This window comes from Pseudoxanthomonas sp. PXM01 (genome assembly GCF_014851815.1).
In the GTDB taxonomy this organism is placed as follows: Bacteria; Pseudomonadota; Gammaproteobacteria; order Xanthomonadales; family Xanthomonadaceae; genus Pseudoxanthomonas_A.
In genome coordinates this window covers 1,133,250-1,156,807 of sequence record NZ_JACVAJ010000002.1, presented here as the reverse complement: position 1 = coordinate 1,156,807, position 23,558 = coordinate 1,133,250, and the positions used below count along the sequence as shown (strand labels likewise).

The window sequence follows — 23,558 nt, the reverse complement described above, 5'->3', positions numbered from 1 at the left end:
CCAGAGCTAACCGGATTTCTGGGAACGCTAGCCCGCCGCGTCGTCGTCTGAATACGTGAGAAGTCCGGCATAGGTGGCGAGCCCAGTTAGGTCTTGCAGTGTCGGGGCTGGAAGGCGGGCCATGCCCGTGGGCGCCCCGGGGGGGGCGGTACATCCAACTGATCGTAGCGAGAGGGGACATCCATGAGTGCGTGCAGTTTCCGTAGAACTCCAGACCTGAGGGCAAGTTCATGAGCCGGAAGTTGGCGAAATTCAAATCGAAGGCCATGTTCACCTTCGTCGGGGGCGTGCTGGTCATCAACCCCGCGTTTGGCCAGGAAACGCAAACCCAGGCGCAAGCCCAGGCTCCCCAACAAGAGCAGGCGCAGGCGGCGCGCGATGCCACGACACTGGATTCGGTGGTCGTGACCGGCATCCGCGGTAGCCTCAGCCAAGCGATGGACATCAAGCGCGACTCGGCCGGCGTCGTCGACGCCATCAGTGCCGAGGACATCGGCAAGTTCCCCGATACGAACCTCGCCGAGTCGCTCCAGCGTATCACCGGCATCTCGATCGAGCGCCGGGACGGCGAAGGTGCGCAGGTAACGGCGCGTGGTTTCGGTCCGCAGTTCAACATGGTGACCCTCAACGGGCGCCAGATGCCTGGTGCCGATGCATTCGGCGCGTCCGGTCAGGTCGCGATCGGCGGCGTGGATGGTGGCACGCGTGCGTTCAACTTTGCGCAGCTCGCGGCAGAGGCGATCAACGGCATCGAAGTCTATAAGACCGCCCAGGCACAGGTGCCAAGCGGAGGCATCGGTGCGACCATCAACATCCTCACAGCACGGCCCTTCAACTATGAAGGTGTCGTCGCGAACGCGGGCATGAAAGCCGTCTCGGACCAGAGCGAGCCGTTCGACAACAGCATCACACCGGAGTTGTCGGGCATCTTCAGCTACACCAATCCGGACAAGACGTTCGGTGTCAGCCTGAGTGCGAGTCAGCAGAAGCGCAAGGGCGGCTCGGTGCAGGCGACCGAGAACTACTGGAACGTGCAGCCCTGGACCGGAACCATGCCGGGCAATCCCAACGTGGTCAATGCGCCTGCGGTCGGTGACCTGTATGCGCGCCCGAACGATCTCCGCTATGCGTTCTCGGAATTCGAACGCGAGCGCGTAAACGGCCAGGCCGTGGTGCAATTCGCGCCGACCGACAGCCTGACCCTGACGCTGGACTACACCTATTCGACAAACGAGATCACCGAGAACCGCGGTGAGCAGGCGATGTGGCTGCAGAACAGCAACTACACCGATATCGAGTTCGATACCAGCGGCGCGGTCGCTGTGCCGGTGTACATCCGCGAAATCGCCGGCACCAAGGATTTCGGCCTGGAACAGCAGCGCAGCATGCAGAAGTACAAGCTGGGTTCGCTGGGCCTCAACGCGGCCTGGGACGTGAACGACAACTTCCGCCTCACCTTCGACGCCCACAATTCGAAGAATGAGAGCCGGCCGAACGATCCGCTGACCGGCGGTGGCTCGATCTTCATGAGCATCGCCGGCACCAACAACTGCACGACCGGACCGCACTGCGGCGGCACCTGGGTGCAGGAGCTGGCGTTCAATAATGGCCTGCCGGTCGGTACGCAGACCTGGTACCCCACCGATGGCGATGCGATCGCGGGGACCAACGGCGTGGTCAACCCCGGATTCGTGGAAGGCGAGATCGGCTCCCAAGTGCTTCGCATCAATGCGCAGACACAGGTCAGCGAGATCAAACAGGCCCGCATCGACGGTGAGTGGAGTTTCGACCAGGGTCGCTTCCAGTTCGGCGTGGACACCAACAAGTCCACTACCCATCGCATCCAAGCGGCAGAAGCGTATTCCACGCTTGGCGACTGGGGCGTGGCCAACGTCGATTCGGACACGGCGGCCGGTCTGGTGGATCTGCTGCGTCCTGTGAACATCGTCGGTATGTTCGACGACTACAGCGCGGTCAGCTGGCCGGCTTGGCGTGGCAATGCTGCCGAACTCGCCCAGTGGGCCGCGGGCCAATATGGCGTGGGGCTGGGTGTCAGCCCGCAGCGTGCGGCCGACAACCGCGTGGAGGAGAAGACCAACTCGGCCTACTTCCAGATCGAACTCGATGGCGAGTTGGGCGGCATGCGTACCAACACCCGGCTGGGCGTCAGGTACGAGACGACGGATGTCGTGTCTACCTCCGTGATTGCGATCCCCGAAGCCATCGAGTGGCAGGCCAACAACGACTTCCGCATCGTGCTGTCGGACGAGCAGCAGCCCTTCAGCGAGAAGGCCAGCTATAGCTACATCCTGCCCAACCTCGACTTCAGCATCGATTTCACCGATGAGCTGAAGGGTCGTGCGTCGTTCGGCAAGACTATCGCCCGCGCCCCGTATGGCAACCTCTATGCCGGCCCGGGCGCTCAGCAGCCCTTCGGTTCCGTCCTGCTCGACCCGTCCGTGCGTGCGAGTGGCAACGCGCAGAACCCCAGCCTGAAGCCGCTGGAATCGGACAATCTGGACCTCGCGCTTGAGTGGTACTTCGCCGATGCGAGCTATGTGTCATTGACGTACTGGAACAAGTCGGTCGACAACTTCATCGGCAACACGGTGGGCCAGGAGTCCCTGTACGGTCTGCGGGATCCCACGTCCGGACCGGATGCCCAGACGGCATTGGCGTTCCTGACCAGCGCAGCGTGCGTCGCCCAGGTCGGTGCGGCCAACGCGGCGGCCTGTTCGGCGAACGACACCTCGCTGTTCACGGCACTGGCGTTGCTGCGCAACGATCCGGCCGGCCTGGCGGCGTTCAACGGCACCGGCGCGCAGATACTGGCGACTGAGGCGGCGTACAACCTCTATGGTGAAGCCGACGATCCGCTGTATCAATTCAACGTCAACCGGCCGATCAACCAGAACCAGTCCAAGCTGCACGGGTGGGAACTGGGTGGGCAGTACTTCTTCGGTGACACGGGCTTCGGCATCCTGGCCAACTACACCGTCGTGCGCGGCGACGTGGGCTACGACGATGGCGGTGATCCGGCCATCGACCAGTTCGCGCTGACGGGCCTGAGCGATACGGCCAACGCCATGCTCATGTACGAAAAATACGGGTGGTCGGTGCGCCTGGCGTGGAACTGGCGCGATGAATACCTGATCCTCGCCAACCAGGGCGCGAGCCGCAATCCCTACTACGTGGAGGAGTACGAGCAGTGGGACCTCAGCGTCAACTACACGCTCGATGACCACTGGTCCTTCGGCCTCGAAGCGATCAACCTGACGGGCGAGGATGTCCGTTGGCGCGCGCGCACCGACCAGATGATCGTGAAGCTGGCCGACCAGGATCCGAGGTTCATGCTCGGCATGCGCTACAAGTTCTGAGTTAGGCGATAACCACCCTCTCTGGATGTCGCCGAGCGGGACCGCTGCGCGAGCAGCGGTCCTTTTTCACGAGACCAACGCATGCGGCGGACTGGCGCGGATGTCAGCGGCCGGCGTTAGTATTGCCTGACGACTCACGACTCCCGATACAGGCAGACGATGGCCCGTTACGAACTTCTCAATAATGTGTCGCACAAAGACCTCCGTATCGCCACCGGCTTCGGGCCCGAGTTCGGAGACGATGTCGGGATGGTGCCGGCGTTTCCCAGCGAATTCGCCGAGTTGCAGCGGGAGTACCCGATCTTCCTTCGCAAGGACCCCGCCGACGGGACGTGGCAGTCGGTCGCGTTGCTGGGCTTCGAGCAGCGTGAAAATCTCTTCCTGCGCGACGGCCACTGGAATGCGAGCTATCTCCCCGGCGCCGCCGCGAAGGGTCCCTTCCTGATCGGTTTCCAGGAGCAGCGGATCGACGGCGAGCTTCGGCAGGAAGCGGTGATGCATGTGGATGTGGAGCATCCGCGGGTGAACTTCGTCGTCGGGGAGCCGATGTTCCTGCCGCAGGGCGGCAATACGCCGTATCTCGATCACATGGTGGACGTGCTGCGGGGCATCCGCGACGGCAGCGCGTTCGGTAGCGAGATGTTCGCGGCCCTGGATGCTGCCGGTCTAATCCAGCCGGTCAGCCTCGACGTTCAACTGGATGGCCAGCACCGGGTTGCGGTCAATGGCCTGCACGGCATCGACCGGGAGCGGCTGGGTGCGCTCGACGCGTCGACGCTGCATGCGCTCCACCGGGCCGGCTACCTCGAAGGCGCCTACCTGATGCTCGCTTCGCTGCACAACGTGCGTCGCCTGATGGCCGAGAAGCAGCGTCGCTTGCGCGCCCAGGAATCTCCGACATCCGGCGGGCATTGACGCGATGGTGGACGGCCAGGCAATGCGTGTGCTGCACGATATCAGTGTCGATGCGCTGCCGCTGGACGCGCTGCTAGACGCCGGCCAACCCGTCGTACTGAAGGGGATCGCGCGCGACTGGGGCCTGGTCCAGGCAGGCCTGCGCTCCGTCGACAATGCTATGGCATACCTACGTGGCCTGGATGCGGGCGCCCCGGTCCAGTACTCATTCGGTGACGCGGACATCCAGGGGCGTCCGTTTTACAACAAAGACTTCACACAGTTGAATTTCGACGTGCGGCGGGGGCGCTTCGCCGAGGTGCTGGAGGGCATCGCGGCCCACCTCGACGATCCGCATCCGCCGACGTACTACGTGGCCTCACTGTTGATCGAGCGTTCGTTGCCGGGGTTCACGGCGGTGAACGGACTGCCGCTGGCACGCTACGGCATCGACGCGCCGCCGAGCATCTGGATCGGCAACCGCGTCGTCGCCTCCTGCCATTTCGACGCCCCGAACAACCTCGCATGCTGCGCCGTCGGCCGGCGCCACTTCACCCTGTTCCCGCCGGATCAGATCGGCAACCTGTATCCCGGTCCGCTCGAGCCGACGCCGGGCGGACAGGTGGTCAGCGTGGTCGATTTCGACCGGCCGGACTTCGAGCGCCATCCCCGGTTCCGCGATGCGCTTGCCACGGCGCAGACCGCGACGCTGGAACCGGGCGATGCGATCTTCATCCCCAGCATGTGGTGGCACCACGTGCGCAGCCTCGAGCCGTTCAACGTGCTGGTGAACTACTGGTGGCGCCGGTCCCCCGCATTCCTGTCGTCGCCGCTGCCGGCGCTGCACCACGCGTTGTGGACGTTGCGCGATCTGCCCGAACGCGAAAAGCGCGCATGGGCGGAGATCTTCGACTATTACGTGTTCGGCCCAGCCGCGCGCGCGGGCGAGCATCTGCCGGAGCCTGGCCGCGACCTGCTGGGCCCCATCGACGAGACACGAGCCAGGCGCATCCGCGCCATGCTCATCAACCGCCTCAACCGCTGATCACGGGAGTGACCGCAGTGGATTCTCCAGACGGGCCAGAAGGACATATCCGCAACGTGGTGATCGCCGGCGGCGGCACCGCCGGTTGGCTAGCGGCCTGCGCGCTGTCTCACCAGTTCCGTGACAGGCTGCGGATCACGCTAGTGGAGTCGGAACAGATCGGCACCGTGGGTGTCGGCGAATCGACGGTACCGCCGATCCGCACGTTCCATCGTTTCCTCCAGATCGACGAGCAGGAATTCCTGCGGGCGGTGGCGGGCACGTTCAAGCTCTCCATCTCGTTCGAGAACTGGCGGCGGCCGGGCGAGCGTTACATCCACCCGTTCGGGATCACCGGGCAGGGCACCTGGGCAGCGGCCTTCCATCACTTCTGGCTGGACAGCCTGCGCCGCGGCACGCCTTCGGAACTCGGCGATTTCTGCCTGGAGACGGTCGCCTCGCGCGGCGACCAGTTCTCCCTGCAGACGCAACCGCAGGTCAACTACGCGTACCACTTCGACGCGGGGCTGTACGCGAGGCTCCTCCGCCGCATCGCCGAGGGCTATGGATTGCGGCGCGTGGAAGGCAAGATCCGCGAAGTCACGCAGGATGCGCACGACGGGTCGGTCGCCTCGCTCGTGCTCGAGGACGGCCAGATCATCGAAGGCGATCTGTTCATTGACTGTACCGGCTTCCGCGGCTTGCTGATCGAGCAGACGCTGCGGACAGGCTATGAGGACTGGAACGAGTGGCTGCCCAGCGACCGTGCCGTGGCGGTACAGACCGAATCCGTCGGGCCGCCGGTGCCGTACACGCGCGCGATCGCGCACGAGGCCGGCTGGCGCTGGCACATCCCGCTGCAGCACCGCGTGGGTTGCGGGCTGGTGTTCTCCAGCCGCCACATGTCCGATGACGAAGCGCGCGCCAAGCTGTTGCGGGATGTCGGTGCGCCCGCGATCCGCGAGCCGTGGCTGGTGCCCTTCCGCACCGGGCGCCGGCTAAAGGCCTGGAACAAGAACGTGGTGGCGCTGGGACTGGCCAGCGGATTCATCGAACCCCTGGAGTCGACCAGCATCCATCTGGCCATCAGCGCCGTGGTGCGCCTGGTGCAGCTGTTCCCGTTCGACGGCATCGCGTCGTCGCTGGTCGAGCTGTACAACGAGGTCAGCCGCGCCGAGATGGAGCATGTGCGCGACTTCATCATCCTGCACTACCACGCCACGCAACGGGACGAGCCCATGTGGAAGGCGTGCCGCGAAATGGCGCTGCCCGAATCGCTGGAGATACGCTTGCGCGCGTGGCGCGAGCGCGCCCATGCCTGGCAGGACCCGAACGAGCTTTTCCGGGTCGATTCCTGGACGCACGTGCTGCTGGGCCAGGGTATCCAGCCCGGGCCGCCCCATCCTTTGGCGCGCGCGTTGGCCGACGACGACCTGCGTACGCTCTTGGCTTCCATCCGCCGCCCCATCGAGAGCGCGGTCGCGACAATGCCGTCGCAACAAGCGTTCATCGATCGCTATTGCAAGGCTGGACCCGAAGTTTGGGGAAACCGTCCTGTGCCGCGGTGACCCGGTGGACGGGATCGCCCCATGCTGATGCACAAACATCCAGATATCCGGATCGCGCGGCAGGCGATCGGACGCGAGGGTGCGCCGCTGCTAGTCATCGACAATCTGCTGGCGGATCCGGAGCGCATGGTGCGCAAGGCCGCGACGCGGCAGTACGTCAAAATGGCCACGATGTTCCCCGGTATTCGCGCACCGGCGCCCGCTTCCTATGAAGCTTTCCTGCAGGCGACGCTCGCTCCCCTGCTGCGCGAGTGCTTCGATATGGAGCCAGGCCGCTTCGTGTTCCCGATGTGCCACTTCTCGCTGGTCACGCAGCCCGCGGCGCGTCTTCATTTCCTGCAGCGCATTCCGCATATCGATTCGGTCAGCAGGAACGGACTGGCGACCGTGCATTACCTTTTCCGCGGCGGATGGGGCGGTACGGATTTCTACCGCCATCGGCGCAGCGGATTTGAGTACGTCGATGAGCAACGTCATGGCACGTACTTCGAGTGCCTCGCGCAGGAGCGTCGTCTCGAAGAAGAAACGCACGCGGGGTACATCGATGGCGATACGTCTATGTTCGAGCGCGTGGCGAGCGTCGAAGGCGTGTTCAATCGGCTGATCGTGTACCGCCGGAACTCGCTGCATTCGGGGCGTATCAAAAACGAGCGGGCGCTCTCGGCCGACCCCGCCACCGGTCGTTTGTCCATCAACGCCTTTATCGACGTCACGTACTGAAGGGCGATGTGGCAGCCCGCAGGAACACGGGTTGCGGATGATTAGCAAGTGACTGTTTTTAATGGGATTCTGCGGTGCAGCACGCTTTTTTCTTTGGTGCTGGTTAGAGTGTCGTGGCATCGGATCGGGGCACCCTGATCGTGTCGGTGGAGAGGCGATTCAGGGGTTCGCCTTTTTTTACCTGGAGAAATGGTAGCGCTAACTTTTTGTGTGGGAGGCAACCGGTCAATGGCTTTTACCGCTGGCATAGACGCAGGCACGCAGAGCCTGAAAGTGGTGGTCTACGACCCGGCCACGCGCGCTCTCGTGGCCACGGCCAGTGCGCCGCTCGACCTGATCAGCGGTGACGACGGCCGTCGCGAGCAACACGCCGCCGACTGGGTCGCCGCGATGCAGGCGTGCTTCGATCGCATCGACCGGGTCGTGCGCTCGCGCATCGCGGCGCTGGCGGTGTCCGGGCAGCAGCACGGTTTCGTACCGGTCGATGCCGCCGGCGAGGTGCTGGCTCCGGCCAAGCTGTGGTGCGACACCAGCACGACCGCCGAGTGCGGGCAGATCATGGACGTCGTGGGCGGCGCGGCGCGCACCATCGCGCTGGCCGGCAATCCCATCCTCGCCGGCTACACCGCCTCGAAGCTGCCGTGGACGAAGACGCATCGCCCGGAGGCCTACGCGCAGCTGGCGACGATCCTGCTGCCGCACGACTACCTCAACTTCGTGCTGACCGGCCAACGCTTCTGCGAGTGGGGCGATGCCTCCGGCACCGGCTGGCTCGATGTGCGCACCCGGACCTGGTCGGCCGCGCTGTTGCGTGCGACCGATGCGGAGCGCGACCTGGCCGCGTGCCTGCCGCCGATCGCGGCGCCCGACGCGCTGTTCGACATCGATCCGGCCGCGGCGGCACGACTGGGTGTGCCGGCCACGGCGAAGGTCGCCGTCGGCGGCGGCGACAACATGATGGCGGCCATCGGCACCGGCTGCGTAGAGGAGGGCCGTCTGGCGATGAGCCTGGGCACCTCCGGCACGCTGTTCGCGTACTCGGATACGCCGGTGGTCGATCCGGCCGGCGCGTGGGCTGCGTTCTGTTCGTCGACCGGCGGCTGGCTGCCGCTGATCTGCACGATGAACTGCACGGTGGCGACCGAGCAGGTGGCCAAGGCCTTCGGCTTCAGCACGCGCGATGGCGATGCGCACCTGCAGGCGACGCCGCCCGGCGCTGACGGCCTGGTGATGCTGCCCTTCCTCAACGGCGAGCGCACGCCGGACCTGCCGCTGGGCAAGGGCGTGCTGGCCGGGCTGGACGCGACGAACTTCTCGCCGGCGCATCTGTATCGCGCGGCGATGGAAGGCGCGACCTACAGCCTGAAGTACGGCTTCGATGCCTTCGTCCGCGCCGGCATGCGCTTCGAGCGCATCGTGCTGACCGGTGGCGGCAGCAACAGTGCGGCGTGGCGGCAATTGGTCGCCGATGTGTTCGGCCTGCCGGTCGATGTGCCGGCGCAGTCCGAAGGTGCGGCTTTCGGTGCGGCGTTGCAGGCGCTGTGGGCATGGGACAAGGCGCGCGGCCGCAACGCGTCCATCGCCGAGGTCGCCCGCGCGCACGTCGCGGTCGATCCCGCGTTGTCCGCCATGCCCGATGCGTCCCGCGCGCCGGCCTACGCGACGGCCTATCGCCGCTTCCTCCAGTACCTCGATGCCGTCACCCCGCTGCAACGCGGCTGACGTCCCCCACGCGACACCTCGCACAACCACAGGAACACCGCACCATGAGCACGCAACCCTTCATCGGCGCCAAGGAATACTTCCCCGGCATCGGCCGCATCCCGTTCGAGGGCCGCGGCTCGGACAATCCGTTGGCGTTCAAGGTCTACGACGCGCAGAAGACGATCGGCGGCAAGACCATGCAGGAGCACCTGCGCTTCGCGGTCTGCTACTGGCACACCTTCTGCAACGCCGGCCACGATCCGTTCGGTCCGGGCACCCGCCACTTCCCGTGGGAGGCCGGCGCGCCGATGGCCACGGCCGAGGCTAAGGTCGACGCGGCATTCGAGTTCTTCACCAAGCTCGGCGTGTCGTACTGGTGCTTCCACGACATCGACCTGGCCCCGGACGCCGACGACATCGGCCAGTACGAGAAGAACCTCACGCACATGGTCGGCCTGGCCAAGGCGCGCCAGGACGCCACCGGCATCAAGCTGCTGTGGGGCACGGCCAACCTGTTCTCGCATCCGCGCTACATGAATGGTGCGTCGACCAATCCCGATTTCGCCGTCGTCGCCCGTGCGGCCGTGCAGGTGAAGGCCGCGCTGGACGCCACCGTCGAACTCGGCGGCGAGCACTACGTGTTCTGGGGCGGCCGTGAAGGCTACGCCTCGCTGGTCAACACCGACATGAAGCGCGAGGTCGCGCACTTCGCCCGCTTCCTGACGATGGCGCGCGACTACGGCCGCAGCATCGGGCTGACCGGCAACTTCCTGATCGAGCCCAAGCCGATGGAGCCGATGAAGCACCAGTACGATTTCGACAGCGCCACCGTGGCCGGCTTCCTGAAGGAGCACGGGCTGGAGAAGGACTTCAAGCTCAACATCGAAGCCAATCACGCCACGCTCTCCGGCCACACGTTCGAGCACGACCTGCAGGTCGCCTCCGACCACGGCCTGCTCGGCAGCATCGATGCCAACCGTGGCAACGCGCAGAACGGCTGGGATACCGACCAGTTCCCCACCGACCTGTACGACACCGTCGGCGCGATGCTGGTGGTGCTGCGGCAGGGCGGGCTGGAGGGGGGGCTGAACTTCGATGCCAAGGTGCGTCGCGAATCCACCGACCTGGAAGACCTGTTCATCGCCCACATCGGCGGTATGGACGCGTTCGCGCGCGGCCTGGAAGTCGCGCACGCGCTGCTGACCGACTCGCCGTGGGAACAGTGGCGCCGCGAGCGCTACGCCAGCTTCGACAGCGGCCAGGGCAAGGATTTCGAGAACGGCGCGCTGGACCTGGCCGGCCTGGCCGGTCTGGCCACGCGGCTCGGCGAGCCGAAACAGGTCAGCGGCAAGCAGGAGCGTTACGAGAACCTGCTCAACCAGTACCTGCTGCGCTGAGCGCGCGAGAACGGCTTCCGCCCGCGATGGCGGGCGGGAGCAGGCAGCAGGTCGATTCGGAGCCTGGAGGGGCGCAACGAATGAACAGCACCACGCTTGAAGGCGGCGGCATCGCCCGTGGCGAGAACACCCGTTTCATCATCCTGATCAGCTGCGTGGCCACCATCGGCGGCTTCCTGTTCGGCTTCGACAGCGGCGTGATCAACGGCACGATCGACGGTCTGAAGCAGACCTTCCAGTCCAGTTCCGCAGGCATCGGCTTCGAAGTCGCTTCCATGCTGCTGGGATGCGCGCTCGGCGCCTTCATCGCCGGGCGCCTGGCCGACCAGTGGGGACGTCGCACCGTGCTGATCATCTCGGCGGTACTGTTCCTGTTGTCCGCCCTCGGTGCGGGCGCCGCCCATACGTCGCTGCTGTTCATCGCTGCGCGCGTGCTGGGTGGATTCGCGGTCGGTGCCGCCAGCGTGATCTCGCCGGCCTACATCGCCGAGGTCGCGCCGGCGCGCTATCGCGGTCGCCTCGCCACGGTCCAGCAGATCGCCATCATCAGTGGCTTGTTCGCGGCTTTCCTGAGCAATTACCTGCTGGCCAAGGCCGCAGGCGCTTCCACGGAAGCGTTATGGGGCGGATACGCGGCCTGGCGCTGGATGTTCTGGATGCAGGCCGTCCCGTCGTTGCTGTTCCTGGTGCTGCTGCTGGTCATCCCTGAAAGCCCGCGCTACCTGGTCGTCAAGCGGCGCAAGGATGAAGCGCTGCGCGTGCTCCAGCGTCTTTTCGGCGGCGCCGAGGCCCAGGCCAAGCTCGCGGAGATCGACGCATCGCTGTCGCAGGATCACCATCGCCCACAACTGTCCGACCTGAAGGACAAGGCGACCGGCAGGATCCGCCGCATCGTCTGGGTGGGCATCGGCCTGGCGACGTTCCAGCAGCTGGTCGGCATCAACGTGGTGTTCTACTACGGCGCGGTGCTGTGGCAGGCGGTCGGGTTCTCCGAGAGCGATGCGCTGTTGATCAACGTGCTCTCGGGTGCACTCAGCATTGGCGCATGCCTCGTCACGGTGCTGCTGATCGATCGCATCGGCCGCAAACCGCTGCTGTGGATCGGCTCGGCCGGCATGGCGGTATCGCTGGCGCTGGTGGTGTGGGCGTTCGCCAGCGGTTCGCTGGTCGACGGCCACCTGCAGCTGCCCGAAGGCATGGGCACGCTGGCGCTGGTGGCCGCGAACCTCTACGTCATCTTCTTCAACATGTCGTGGGGCCCAGTGATGTGGGTGATGCTGGGCGAGATGTTCCCGAACCAGATCCGGGGCTCGGCGCTGGCCGTGGCAGGCGCAGCGCAGTGGACATCGAACTTCGCCATCACGGTGACCTTCCCGATCCTGCTGGGCAGCATCGGTCTGGCCGGCGCCTATGGTTTCTACACGCTGGCCGCGATCATTTCGGTCTTCTTCGTGCTGAGGTTCGTCCACGAGACGCGCGGCAAGGAACTGGAGCAGATGGAAGGGTGAGCGCGATGACCGGCACCCGCCCCGTCCTTATGGCGAACCCGCACGCGGCGCTAGCGCCGTTTGGACGGGGTGGCCACGGAGTCGCGGATGACCAGCCGGTGCGGGACCACATGGTCCATCAGCACGCGCGTGCCGTCGGTCTTGCGGCGGATGCCGCGCAGCAGGATGTCGATGGCGGCGTCGGCCATCGATGCGATGGGCTGGTGGATGGTGGTCAGTTCGGGCCACACGGTGGTCGCGGCCGAGGTGTCGTCGAAGCCGACCACCGACAGATCGCGCGGCACGTCGAGTCCCCGGCGATGCGCGACCGAGATCGCGGCCGCGCCCATGTCGTCGTTGCTCGCAAAGATCGCGGTGGGCGGCTTGCGCAGCGCCAGCAGCTTCTCCGCGGCCTCCAGTCCGGAGCGGTAGGTGTAGTCGCCCTGCTGCACGAGTTCGCTCTCCGCGCGAAGGCCGGCTTCATGCAGTGCGGTGACGAAGCCGTCGTAGCGTCGGGCGCTGGCGCTGAGATCCTTACGGCCGCGGATGAATCCGATCCGGGTATGGCCTTGCTGGATAAGGTGCTCGGCCATTTCTTTGCCAGCGCGAAAGTCGTCGATACGGACGCAGGAGATATCGTCACTGAATCGCCCGGATGCGATGGCGACCACCGGGATGCCGGCCTTGATCAGTTCGGTCACCGCCGCCCGGGATTCGCACAGGGGGGGCGGCAGGATCACACCGTCCACCCGACTGCCGAGGGCGCGTGCGGCTTTTCGCTCGGCCTCGGCATCCAGGTCTTCCCAGTAGTCAATGACCAACTGCACCGCGGTACGCGAGGCCACCCGCAGCAGTCCCACCAGCAGCTCACGCAAGTACGCGCCGCTCGGATTCGTGTAAATCAGGGCAATGCGCGTGTGCTGCGCCGCCGCCAGCGAACTGGCCGCCAGATTAGGGGTGTAGTCCAGCTCGCGTACCGCGCGCATGACCCGTTCACGGGTGACATCGCGGACCTTGCCCTGGTTGTTGATCACCCGCGAAACCGTCATGGGCGACACACCGGCCAGAGCAGCTACCTCATCGATCGTCACGCCACTGGTCTTGCGTCGAAGCGATTTTCTTGGCTTGTCCAACACGCGTTCTCTTCGTCCTCTGTGGCGACACCGCAAGGCGGCCATCCGACGCGACACGGGGACGAGGGCTGGTGATGCGACTCCTTGGGGCCCCGTGTCGGCCGGGCGAGACGATGTTAACGCTAACCCGGCGTCGAGGCGACGTTGGGCGGGTGTTCCTGGCAGGCATCCTGGCGCTGCTCTGCTGTATCTCCCCGGCCAGGGCTGAGGACGGACACGACCTCTGGTTGCGCTATGCGCCGGTCGGCCCTTCGAAGGTCGAGGGTTATCGTTCGGCGCTGGGCAATGTCGTCGCACCCGACCGCACGCCCACCCAACGCGTTGCCCGTGAAGAACTGCGGCGGGGCGTGGCAGGTCTGCTAGGAAGCGAGCCGAGGTTTCGCGCTTCGCCTGCCGGTGATGCGGCATTGGTTCTCGGTACGCCGACGTCAGCGCCGTGGCTTGCGCCGCTAGTGCACGAGCTCGAGGGCTTGGGCGACGAGGGCTATCTCCTCCGTCGGACGCGCCTTGATGGGCGGGACGCGCTGGTAGTCGCCGCCCGTCGCGACATCGGCGTGCTGTACGGCGTGTTCCACCTGCTGCGCCTGGTGCAGGCCGGCGCCTCGCTCGATGGACTCGACGTCAGTGAGGTGCCGCGCGTCAAGCTGAGGTTGCTCAATCACTGGGACAACCTGGACGGCTACGTCGAGCGCGGATACGCAGGCGCGTCGCTGTGGGACTGGCATACGCTGCCGGGCTGGGAGGATCCCCGGTATACGGATTACGCGCGCGCGAATGCTTCCATCGGCATCAACGGCACCGTCCTGAACAACGTCAACGCCGACGCGCTCAGCCTCTCGCCCGCGTACCTGCGCAAGGCGGCGGCGCTGGCGGACGTCTTCCGGCCGTACGGAATCCGCGTCTACCTGAGCGCGCGCTTCAGCGCGCCGATGGAACTGGGCGGACTGGACACCGCGGATCCGCTGAATCCCGACGTCAGGCAGTGGTGGCGCACCAAGGCCGAAGAGATCTACGCGCTGATCCCGGATTTCGGCGGCTTCCTGGTGAAGGCGAACTCGGAGGGACAACCCGGTCCTCAGGACTACGGCCGCACGCACGCCGACGGCGCGAACCTGCTTGCCGACGCATTGGCGCCTCACGGTGGCGTGGTGATGTGGCGGGCCTTCGTGTATGCGCACGACGTGCCGGAGGACCGGGCCAAGCAGGCCTACAACGAGTTCGTGGGGCTGGATGGCGCCTTCCGCGACAACGTCGTAGTCCAGGTCAAGAATGGACCGATCGACTTCCAGCCGCGCGAGCCCTTCCATCCGCTGTTCGGCGCGATGCCGCGCACGCCGCTGATGATGGAGTTCCAGATCACGAAGGAGTACCTGGGTTTCGCGACCCATCTGGTCTACCTCGGGCCGCTGTACGAAGAGGTCCTGCGCGCGGACACGCACGCGCGCGGCCCCGGCTCCACGGTGGCGCGCGTAGTCGACGGCTCGCTGGAATCCCACGCGCTCAGCGGCATCGCCGGCGTGGCGAACATCGGCGACGACCGCACGTGGAGCGGCTCCCATTTCGATCAGGCCAACTGGTACGCGTTCGGCCGCCTGGCCTGGAACCCGAACCAGTCCGCTCGCGACATCGCCGTCGACTGGGTGGCGATGACGTTCTCCCCTGCGCCCGACGTGGTGGCGCCCATCGTCGCGATGATGATGGGCTCGCGCGAGGCCGCGGTGGACTACATGACACCCCTCGGATTGCATCACCTGATGGCGCGCGGCCACCACTACGGGCCCGGGCCCTGGGTCGTCGGCGGACCCCGCGCGGACTGGACCTCGGTCTACTACCACCGGGCCGACCGCGATGGCATCGGCTTCGACCGCGGCACGCGCGGCAGCGATGCGGTGTCCCAATACGCGCCCGCGGTAGCCCGCACGCTCGATGACCTCGCACAGGTGCCGGACACGTTGCTGCTCTGGTTCCACCACGTGCCGTGGCAACACCGCCTGCATTCCGGCCGTCCGCTGTGGGGCGAACTGGTGCACCGTTACACCCGTGGCGTGGCCTACGTGGAGCGCATGCAGGCGACGTGGGAAGGACTGCGCGGGAAGATCGACGCACCACGCCACGCACACGTCGCGGCGTTTCTGCGCATCCAGCGCGACGAGGCGCATTGGTGGCGCGATGCGAGCGTGGCGTACTTCCAGTCGATCAACGGCCTGCCGCTGCCGGCGGGCGAAGCACCGCCGCCACATCCGCTGGCGTACTACCAATCGCTGCAGTTTCCGTACGCGCCGGGGGACGGTCGATGAGAACACCGATCACGCGTTGGGCGGGCGTTGCGCTGTGGCTGCTCGTCGCAGGCAGGGCGCAGGCGCAGGAAGCCACGCAGGCACCCCTGCTGCATCCGTTGTTCCAGGACCACGCGGTGTTGCAGCGCGGCGCGCCCATTCGGCTATGGGGTCAGGCGCTGCCGGGCAGCCCTGTGTCGGTGACGTTCGCAGACAAGACCGCCAACGCGCGCGCCGGTACGGATGGGCGGTGGGAGATCGTCCTGCCTGCGAGGCCCGCCGGTGGTCCGCATACGCTGGTGGTGGAGGCCGGCCACGCCACCCAGGTGGTGCAGGATGTACAGGTGGGCGACGTGTGGCTGTGCTCCGGACAGTCCAACATGGAACTGCCCGTCTGGCGTGCGCTCGATGCCAGCAACGAGATCGCCTCCGCCGCGGATCCGGCCATCCGCCTGTTCGTCGTTCCGCAAGCCAGCGCGGTGACACCGCAACCGCGCTTCGCCGGGGAGGTGCGCTGGCAGACTGCCTCGCCCGATAGCGCGCGCGATTTCTCGGCGGCGTGCCTGTACTTCGCGCGCGAACTGCGCAAGACCGTGGACGTGCCGATGGGACTGATCCAGGCGGCGTGGGGTGGTTCACGCATCGAGGCGTGGACGAGCGCCGCCGCGCTGCGGTCCGGCGGCGACCTGGATGAAGCCCTCGACGTGCTGTCGCTCCACGCCACCGATACGTCAGCATCCGTCGCGCGCTGGGGACGCCATTGGGAGCAGTGGTGGGCGCGCCGCCCCGGCGCCGTCCCTGACGACAGGCCGTGGCGCGCCGATGCGCCTGGCGCCGGGTGGCGCGCAGCGCCACCCGCGCTGGGCGCGTGGGAGCGTTGGGGCGTACCGGACCTGGCCGACTACAACGGCATGATGTGGTACCGCACCGAGGTGACGCTGACGGCGGCGCAGGCCGTGCGCGCCGCCACGCTGGAGCTCGGCGCGGCCGACGAGATGGACATGACCTGGGTGAACGGGACGGTCGTGGGCAGCGGATACGGTGCGGGCGAAGGGCGGCGCTACGCGCTGCCGGCCGGACTGCTCAAGGCCGGCGCCAACACTGTGGTGGTCAACGTAATCGATACCTATCGCGATGGTGGCCTGGCCGGGCCCGTCGACGCACAGGCGCTGCGTTTCGACGACGGAACACGCGTGATGCTGGACGCTGCATGGCAGTACCGTCCTGCGCGCGACGCCGGCGAACCGCCCCGCGCGCCCTGGCAGGCAGCCACCGGTCTGTCGACGCTCTACAACGGCATGATCGCGCCGCTGGGCCGCTATGGCCTGCGCGGCATGCTGTGGTACCAGGGCGAATCCAACACGGGTGAGGGCGAGGCCTATGTCGCGCGCCTGCGCGCGTTGCGCAGCGACTGGCGCGAGCGCTTCGGACGCGATCTGCCGATGCTGGTGGTCCAGTTGGCGGGCTATGGCATGCCGCCCACGGCCCCTGTCGAAAGCGGCTGGGCGACGCTGCGCGAGGCCCAGCGGCGCGTGGTAGGGGAAGATGCGCGCTCCGGTCTCGTGGTCGCCATCGACATCGGCGATGCCTACGACATCCATCCGCCCAACAAACAGGAACTCGGCCGCCGCCTGGCGCGTGCCGCGCGCCATGTCGTCTATGGCGAGCGGACATTGTCGCCGTCCGGCCCGGTCGCGCGTACCGCATCGCGCGCGTCGGAGGGCGTGAAGGTCGTCTTCGACGACGTCACCGGCGCGCTGGTGACCACCGGAGCGAACGGTCCGATCGGCTTCGAACTTTGCGACACCGAGCGTCACTGCATGTATGCCGATGCCGTCATCGATGGACACGCCGTCGTCCTGCGTGGCGACCACGACGGTCGCGCCGACCGGGTGCGCTACTGCTGGGCTGATGGCCCGGTGTGCACGCTGCGCGATACCGCGGGACTGCCCGCCGGTCCCTTCGAACTCCTTCTCACCCCTGCCGAGGTGCCCCGATGAATCCGTTGCTGCAACGTCTCCATGCCTGTCGCCGCAAAGCGCTCGCCGGCATCGCGGGCACTATGCTGGCGGCCGCGCTGCTGCCGGCCGCCGCCGCGCCCGCCGCGCCGCCGGTCTATTTCGACTGGTTCCAATACAGCGGTCGCGATGCCGCCTTCGAGACGCCGCTGCCCGCCGGGCATTACCGCAACCCGGTGCTCGCCGGCTTCCACGCCGACCCCAGCATCGTCGCGGCGAACGGCAAGTTCTATCTGGTCAACTCCAGCTTCACCTATTTCCCGGGCATTCCCGTGTTCGAAAGCACGGACCTGGTGCACTGGAAGCAGATCGGCAACGTCATCGACCGGCCCACGCAACTGGACTTCGACGGCCTGAGCGTATCGCGCGGCATCTTCGCGCCGACCATCGAGTTCCACGATGGCACCTTCTACCTGGTGACCACCGCGACCGACAGTGGCGGCAACTTCATCAGCACGGCCCGCGATCCGGCCGGGCCGTGGTCCGATCCGCACTGGCTGCCGACCATCGGCGGCATCGATCCTTCGCTGTTCTTCGACGACGACGGCAAGGTCTACCTGCTCAACAACGACGAGCCGCCGGGACCGGCCCGCTACGACGGCCACCGCGCCATCTGGATGCAGGAGATCGACCTGGCCCGCTTCCAGCCGGTCGGTCCGCGCAAGGTGCTGATCGACGGCGGCGTGGAACCGGAGAAGAACCCGATCTGGATCGAAGGCCCGCACATCTACAAGCGCGAGGGTTGGTACTACCTCTCCGATGCGGAGGGCGGCACCGGGCCCCAGCATTCGCAGGTGGTGTTGCGCAGCCGCGAGGTCTGGGGTCCGTACGTGCCATACGCGGGCAATCCCATCCTGACCCAGCGCGACCTGCCGGCGGACCGGCCGCTGCCGATCACCAATGCCGGCCACGCCGACCTGGTGGAGGGGCCGGACGGCACGTGGTGGGCGGTGTTCCTCGCCAGCCGCAACTACCAGCTGCGGCATTACAACACCGGGCGCGAAACCTACCTGCTGCCGGTGCAGTGGCGCGACGGCTGGCCCGAGATCCTGCCGGCGGGAAAGACCATCCCCTACGTCGTGAAGGCGCCATCGTGGATGCGTGGCGAGGCCGCACAGGCACCGTCCACCGGCAACTTCGTGCATCGCGACGAGTTCGACGGAGCGGCGCTGGCGTTGGAATGGCTGCGCGTGCGTGTGCCCAAGACTGCATGGGCCGACCTGGCCACGCGGCCCGGGGCGCTGGCGGTGCATCCGCTCGCCGAAGGCCTGGAGACCTTGCGCAACCCGGCGTTCCTCGGCCGCCGCCAGCAGCATCTGCGCTTCGAAGCCAGCACGTCGATGACCCTGCCTGCGTCCGGCGTGGCGGCGGGATTGGCTGCGTTTCAGAGCGAAGCCTACTGGTACTTCCTCGGCGTGCGGCGCATCGATGATGGCCGGATGGCGGTCTTCCTCGAAGCCCGCGACGGCAGCGGATCCACGCGGACGCTGGCCACGCGCGAGCTCGCTGCCGCCGACACGCTGCGTCTGAAGGTCGATGGCGACGAGGGGGAGTATGGATTCTCCATCGACGTCGGCGACGGCCGCGGCTGGCAGAGCGTGGCCAGCAAGGTCGATGGCACCGTGCTGAGCACCGATCGTGCGGGCGGTTTCGTCGGTGCGCTGCTCGGCCCCTTCGCGCGCGATGAACGTAGTTCCAGGAGCGAGTGATGAAGATCCCGATGCCTTCCGTTTCGATCAACCGTCGTTGGGTTCCGAGCGTGCGCATGCTGGCCGGCGCCCTGGCGCTCTCGGCAATCGCCACCGTCGCGCACGCGGCCGATGAGAAGCCGTGGCTCGACACGTCGCGCAGCTTCGAGGCGCGCGCCGCTTCGCTCGTCGCGGAGATGACGCTGGAGGAGAAGGCGGCGCAGATGCAGAGCGCCGCCCCTGCCATCGCGCGGCTGGGCGTGCCGGCCTATGACTGGTGGAACGAGGCGCTGCACGGCGTGGCCCGCGCGGGGCAGGCGACGGTGTTCCCGCAGGCGATCGGCCTGGCGGCGACCTTCGATGTGCCGTTGATGGGCGAGGTGGCCACCACGATCAGCGACGAGGCGCGCGCCAAGCACCATCAGTTCGTCCGCGATGGCCAGCACGGCCGCTACCAGGGCCTGACGTTCTGGTCGCCGAACATCAACATCTTCCGCGATCCGCGCTGGGGCCGCGGCCAGGAAACCTATGGCGAGGATCCGTACCTCACAGCCCGCATGGGCGTGGCCTTCGTGCGCGGCCTGCAGGGCGACGACCCGGTGTACCGCAAGCTGGATGCCACCGCCAAGCACTTGGCCGTGCACAGCGGCCCCGAAGCCGACCGCCACCACTTCGATGCGAAGCCAAGCAAGCGCGACCTGTACGACACCTACCTGCCCGCATTCGAGGCGCTGGTGAAGGAAGGCGACGTGGACGCGGTGATGGGTGCCTACAACCGCGTGTACGGCGAATCGGCCAGTGCCAGCAAGTTCCTGCTGCGCGACGTGCTGCGTCGCGATTGGGGCTTCAAGGGCTACGTGGTTTCCGACTGCTGGGCCATCGTCGACATCTGGAAGAACCACAAGATCGTCGCCACCCGTGAAGAGGCGGCCGCGCTGGCGGTGAAGAACGGCACCGAACTGGAATGCGGCGAGGAGTATTCCACGCTGCCTGCGGCCGTGCGCCAGGGCCTGATCAGCGAAGCCGAGATCGACGATGCCGTCACCCGCCTGTTCGCCGCACGCATGCGGCTGGGCATGTTCGATCCGCCCGAGCGCGTGCGCTGGGCGCGCATTCCGTACACGGTCAACCAGGCGCCGGCGCACGATGCGCTGGCACTGAAGGCCGCGCGTTCGTCGCTGGTGCTGCTGAAGAACGACGGCCTCCTGCCGCTATCGCGCGAGCTGAAGCGCATCGCGGTGATCGGTCCCACCGCCGACGACACCATGGCGCTGCTGGGCAATTACTACGGCACGCCGGCGGCACCGTTGACCATCCTCCAGGGCATCCGCGATGCCGCCAAGGGCGTCGAGGTCGCTTACGCCCGCGGCGTGGACCTGGTGGAAGGCCGCGACGATCCCGCGGCGACGCCGCTGATCGAAGCCGCCTACCTGCGGCCGTCGGCCGACTCGCCCGAGCGCGGCCTGCGCGGCGAGTACTTCCGCACGCAGGATCTGTCCGGATCGCCCGCGCTGGTACGCACCGATGCGCAGATCGGGTTCCGCTGGGACCGCGGTTCGCCGACCGACAACCTGCAGGCGCGCGGCGAGGCAGGGCCCGGACAAGGCGTGCCGAATGACGGCTTCAGCATCCGCTGGAGCGGACAGCTGCTGCCGCCCGTCTCCGGCCGCTACCGGATCGAAGCGGCCGCGGACGATGGCTTCCGCCTGTACGTGGACGGCAAGCGCGTGCTCGACCACTGGACCGGCAGCGACCGCCTGCGCAGCGATGGCGTGGAGCTCGACCTGCAGGCCGGGCGCGCCTACGACCTGCGCCTGGAGTACTACGATGCCCAGCGCGATGCGGCGGTCCGTCTGGCCTGGCGCATGCCCGGTGCGAAGCCACCGTTCGAGGAAGCGCTGGAGATCGCGCGCAACGCCGATGCAGTGGTTTTCGTCGGCGGCCTGACCGGCGATGTCGAAGGCGAGGAGATGACGGTCAACTACCCGGGTTTTGCCGGTGGCGACCGCACCGACCTGCGCCTGCCCGCCACGCAGCGCGCCCTGCTCGAAGCGCTGCACGCCACCGGCAAGCCGGTGGTGCTGGTGTTGACCGGCGGCTCCGCGCTGGCGGTGGACTGGGCCGATGCGAACCTGCCCGCCATCCTGATGAGCTGGTACCCAGGGCAGCGCGGTGGCACGGCGGTGGGTGAAGCCTTGTTCGGCGACACCAACCCGGCCGGCCGCCTGCCGGTGACGTTCTACAAGGCCGATCAGGCGATGCCGGCCTTCGACGACTACACGATGGAAGGCCGTACCTACCGGTACTTCCACGGCACGCCGCTGTATCCGTTCGGGCATGGTCTTTCGTATACGCGCTTCGACTATCGCGGATTGCGCGCCGATACGCGCAAGGTTGCCGCCAACGGCCGCCTGCGCGTCGAGGTGGAAGTGGCCAACACCGGCCGGCGTGCGGGCGAGGAGGTGGTGCAGCTCTACGTGCGTCCATTGCAGGCCGACGCAGGCGATGCGCAGCAGGACTTGCGTGGCTTCCAGCGCGTTCATCTCGCGCCCGGCGAACGGCGCACCCTGTCGTTCGACCTTGCGCCGGCCAGCGCCCTTCGCCGCTATGACGAGGCATCCGGTGGCTATGGGGTGAAGCCCGGGCGTTACGAACTGCGCGTCGGGGCTTCGAGCGCCGACGTGCGTGCCCGCGCCACCTTCGAGGTGGAAGCGCCGTGAGTGAGTCCCGGCACCTCCGTAAGCTTGATCCGTCATCTTCTCCAACCCCGGGAACACCGCCGCATGGCCAGCGCTGACCACCGCCTCTCGATCCGCGAAAAGCTGGGCTACAGCCTGGGCGACCTCGCCGCGAACCTGATCTTCCAGACGCTGATCACCTACCTGGCGTTCTTCTACACGGACGTTTACCGACTGCCGCCGGCGACGGCGGCGACGATCATCTTCGTGGTGGGGCTGCTGGGGGCGTTCGTCTTCACGCCGTTGATCGGCATCGTGGCCGATCGCACCGCGACGCGCTGGGGCAAGTTCCGGCCGTGGATCCTGTGGACGGCGATTCCGTTCGGCGTGCTGTCGCTGCTGGCGTTCAGCACGCCGGACTTCGGTGAACGCGGCAAGATCGCCTACGCGCTGGCGACCTACAGCCTGCTGGTGCTGGTGTACGCGGCCAACAACCTGCCGTACTCCGCGCTGAGCGGCGTGCTCACCGGCAGCATGGCCCAGCGCAACAGCCTGTCGGCGTACCGGTTCGTCGCGGTGATGATCGCGCAGTTCATCATCCAGGTGCTGCTGATGCCGCTGGTGCTCATCCTGGGCGATGGCGACCGCGTCGTGGGTTTCGAACGGGTCATGACGGTGTTTGCGATCGTCGGCACGGTGTTCTTCCTCATCACCTTCCTGATGACGCGCGAGCGCGTGGTGCCTACGAAGGAGCAGTCCTCCGGCGTCCTGCAGGACCTCGCCGACCTGATGCGCAACCGGCCCTGGCAGGTGATGCTGGTGTTGACGGTGCTGGTTTTCGTGAACCTCGCCCTGAAGGGCGGTACGTACATCTACTATTTCCAGTACTACATGAGCGAGGCGGCGCTGGCGTCGTTCCTGCAGGCGTCGGGATTCAACGCGTTCATCGCCGGCCTTAACGCCGCGCTGACCGGCGCAGGCCTGGCGGGGTTCCAGTGGCCGGAGGATCCGGCCACCTCGGCCTTCAGCCTGTTCAACGGCAGCGGCATCGTCTGCATGATCCTCGGGATCGGCGTGTCGCGCCGGCTGGCGGACCGTTTCGGCAAGCGCGATGTGTTCGGCGGCGCGCTGTTCGTCTCCACGCTGTTCCTGCTGGCGTTCTACGTGTTCCCGCCGACCGCGGTGCCGATGGTGTTCGGCGCCTTCATGCTGCACGGGTTCTGCTACGGCATCACCATCCCCCTGCTGTGGGCGATGATCGCCGACGTGGCGGATTACTCGGAATGGAAGAACAACCGCCGTGCCACCGCCATCATTTTCTCCGCCATGCTGTGCGGCCTGAAGATCGGCCTGAGCGTCGGCGGCGCACTGGTCGCCGGCATCCTGGCGCATTACGGCTACCAGGCCGGCGCCGATCAGCAGCCGGCGGCCGTCGTCGACGGCATCCGCATGACGGTGAGCCTCTATTGCTCCATCCCGTTCCTGGTGGCCGTGGCCCTGCTTTTCATCTACGAAATCGACAAGCGCATGGAAACGCGCATCGAACACGAACTCGACCAGCGCCGCCGCACCTCCGGCGCGGCAGCGTGATTCC

At 66.9% G+C, this 23,558-nt stretch carries 14 protein-coding genes; 13 read left to right on the top strand and 1 reads right to left on the bottom strand.

The window, feature by feature from the left end; all coding sequences use genetic code 11:
• The first annotated feature begins 230 nt into the window (after positions 1-230).
• The 8 genes from IB230_RS14860 (at position 231) to IB230_RS14825 (ending at position 12,192) form a co-directional block, all read left to right on the top strand.
• Positions 231-3,377: a TonB-dependent receptor gene (locus IB230_RS14860; RefSeq protein ID WP_192273572.1), complete on the top strand. Its 3,147-nt coding sequence runs from the start codon at positions 231-233 to the stop codon at positions 3,375-3,377.
• A 159-nt stretch (positions 3,378-3,536) separates the two neighbouring features.
• On the top strand, positions 3,537-4,292 hold the full coding sequence (locus IB230_RS14855; RefSeq protein ID WP_192273571.1) for a SapC family protein: 756 nt from the start codon (positions 3,537-3,539) through the stop codon (positions 4,290-4,292).
• Positions 4,293-4,314: 22 nt separating this feature from the next.
• On the top strand, positions 4,315-5,316 hold the full coding sequence (locus IB230_RS14850; protein WP_225589526.1) for a cupin-like domain-containing protein: 1,002 nt from the start codon (positions 4,315-4,317) through the stop codon (positions 5,314-5,316).
• Positions 5,317-5,372: 56 nt separating this feature from the next.
• Positions 5,373-6,863, top strand: a complete 1,491-nt coding sequence (locus IB230_RS14845) for a tryptophan halogenase family protein (protein WP_192273951.1) — start codon at positions 5,373-5,375, stop codon at positions 6,861-6,863.
• Positions 6,864-6,884: 21 nt separating this feature from the next.
• Positions 6,885-7,583 carry a DUF6445 family protein gene (locus tag IB230_RS14840; protein WP_192273569.1) on the top strand — a complete coding sequence of 233 codons (699 nt, stop codon included), beginning with the start codon at positions 6,885-6,887 and terminating at the stop codon, positions 7,581-7,583.
• Positions 7,584-7,811: 228 nt separating this feature from the next.
• The gene (xylB, locus tag IB230_RS14835) at positions 7,812-9,305 is read left to right on the top strand and encodes a xylulokinase (protein WP_192273568.1); all 1,494 of its coding nucleotides are present in this window, start codon (positions 7,812-7,814) and stop codon (positions 9,303-9,305) included.
• A 44-nt stretch (positions 9,306-9,349) separates the two neighbouring features.
• On the top strand, positions 9,350-10,684 hold the full coding sequence (gene xylA, locus IB230_RS14830; protein ID WP_192273567.1) for a xylose isomerase: 1,335 nt from the start codon (positions 9,350-9,352) through the stop codon (positions 10,682-10,684).
• A gap of 80 nt (positions 10,685-10,764) precedes the next feature.
• A complete protein-coding gene (locus IB230_RS14825; RefSeq protein WP_192273566.1) occupies positions 10,765-12,192 on the top strand; it encodes a sugar porter family MFS transporter in 1,428 nt (475 codons plus the stop codon).
• 50 nt (positions 12,193-12,242) lie between these two features.
• On the opposite strand, the gene IB230_RS14820 is transcribed toward IB230_RS14825, so the two are convergent.
• A complete protein-coding gene (locus IB230_RS14820; protein WP_192273950.1) occupies positions 12,243-13,304 on the bottom strand; it encodes a LacI family DNA-binding transcriptional regulator in 1,062 nt (353 codons plus the stop codon).
• A gap of 113 nt (positions 13,305-13,417) precedes the next feature.
• On the opposite strand from IB230_RS14820, the gene IB230_RS14815 reads away from it, so the two are divergent.
• From IB230_RS14815 to IB230_RS14795, 5 genes are all read left to right on the top strand, one after another.
• Positions 13,418-15,601: an alpha-glucuronidase family glycosyl hydrolase gene (locus IB230_RS14815; RefSeq protein ID WP_192273565.1), complete on the top strand. Its 2,184-nt coding sequence runs from the start codon at positions 13,418-13,420 to the stop codon at positions 15,599-15,601.
• The gene (locus IB230_RS14810; RefSeq protein ID WP_192273564.1) at positions 15,598-17,580 is read left to right on the top strand and encodes a sialate O-acetylesterase; all 1,983 of its coding nucleotides are present in this window, start codon (positions 15,598-15,600) and stop codon (positions 17,578-17,580) included. The genes IB230_RS14815 and IB230_RS14810 overlap by 4 nt, the downstream gene beginning before the upstream one ends.
• Positions 17,581-17,642: 62 nt before the next feature.
• On the top strand, positions 17,643-19,307 hold the full coding sequence (locus IB230_RS14805; protein ID WP_225589616.1) for a glycoside hydrolase family 43 protein: 1,665 nt from the start codon (positions 17,643-17,645) through the stop codon (positions 19,305-19,307).
• A gap of 56 nt (positions 19,308-19,363) precedes the next feature.
• Positions 19,364-22,006: a glycoside hydrolase family 3 protein gene (locus tag IB230_RS14800; protein WP_192273949.1), complete on the top strand. Its 2,643-nt coding sequence runs from the start codon at positions 19,364-19,366 to the stop codon at positions 22,004-22,006.
• Positions 22,007-22,069: 63 nt separating this feature from the next.
• Positions 22,070-23,554, top strand: a complete 1,485-nt coding sequence (locus IB230_RS14795; RefSeq protein WP_192273562.1) for a glycoside-pentoside-hexuronide (GPH):cation symporter — start codon at positions 22,070-22,072, stop codon at positions 23,552-23,554.
• Positions 23,555-23,558: the final 4 nt, after the last annotated feature.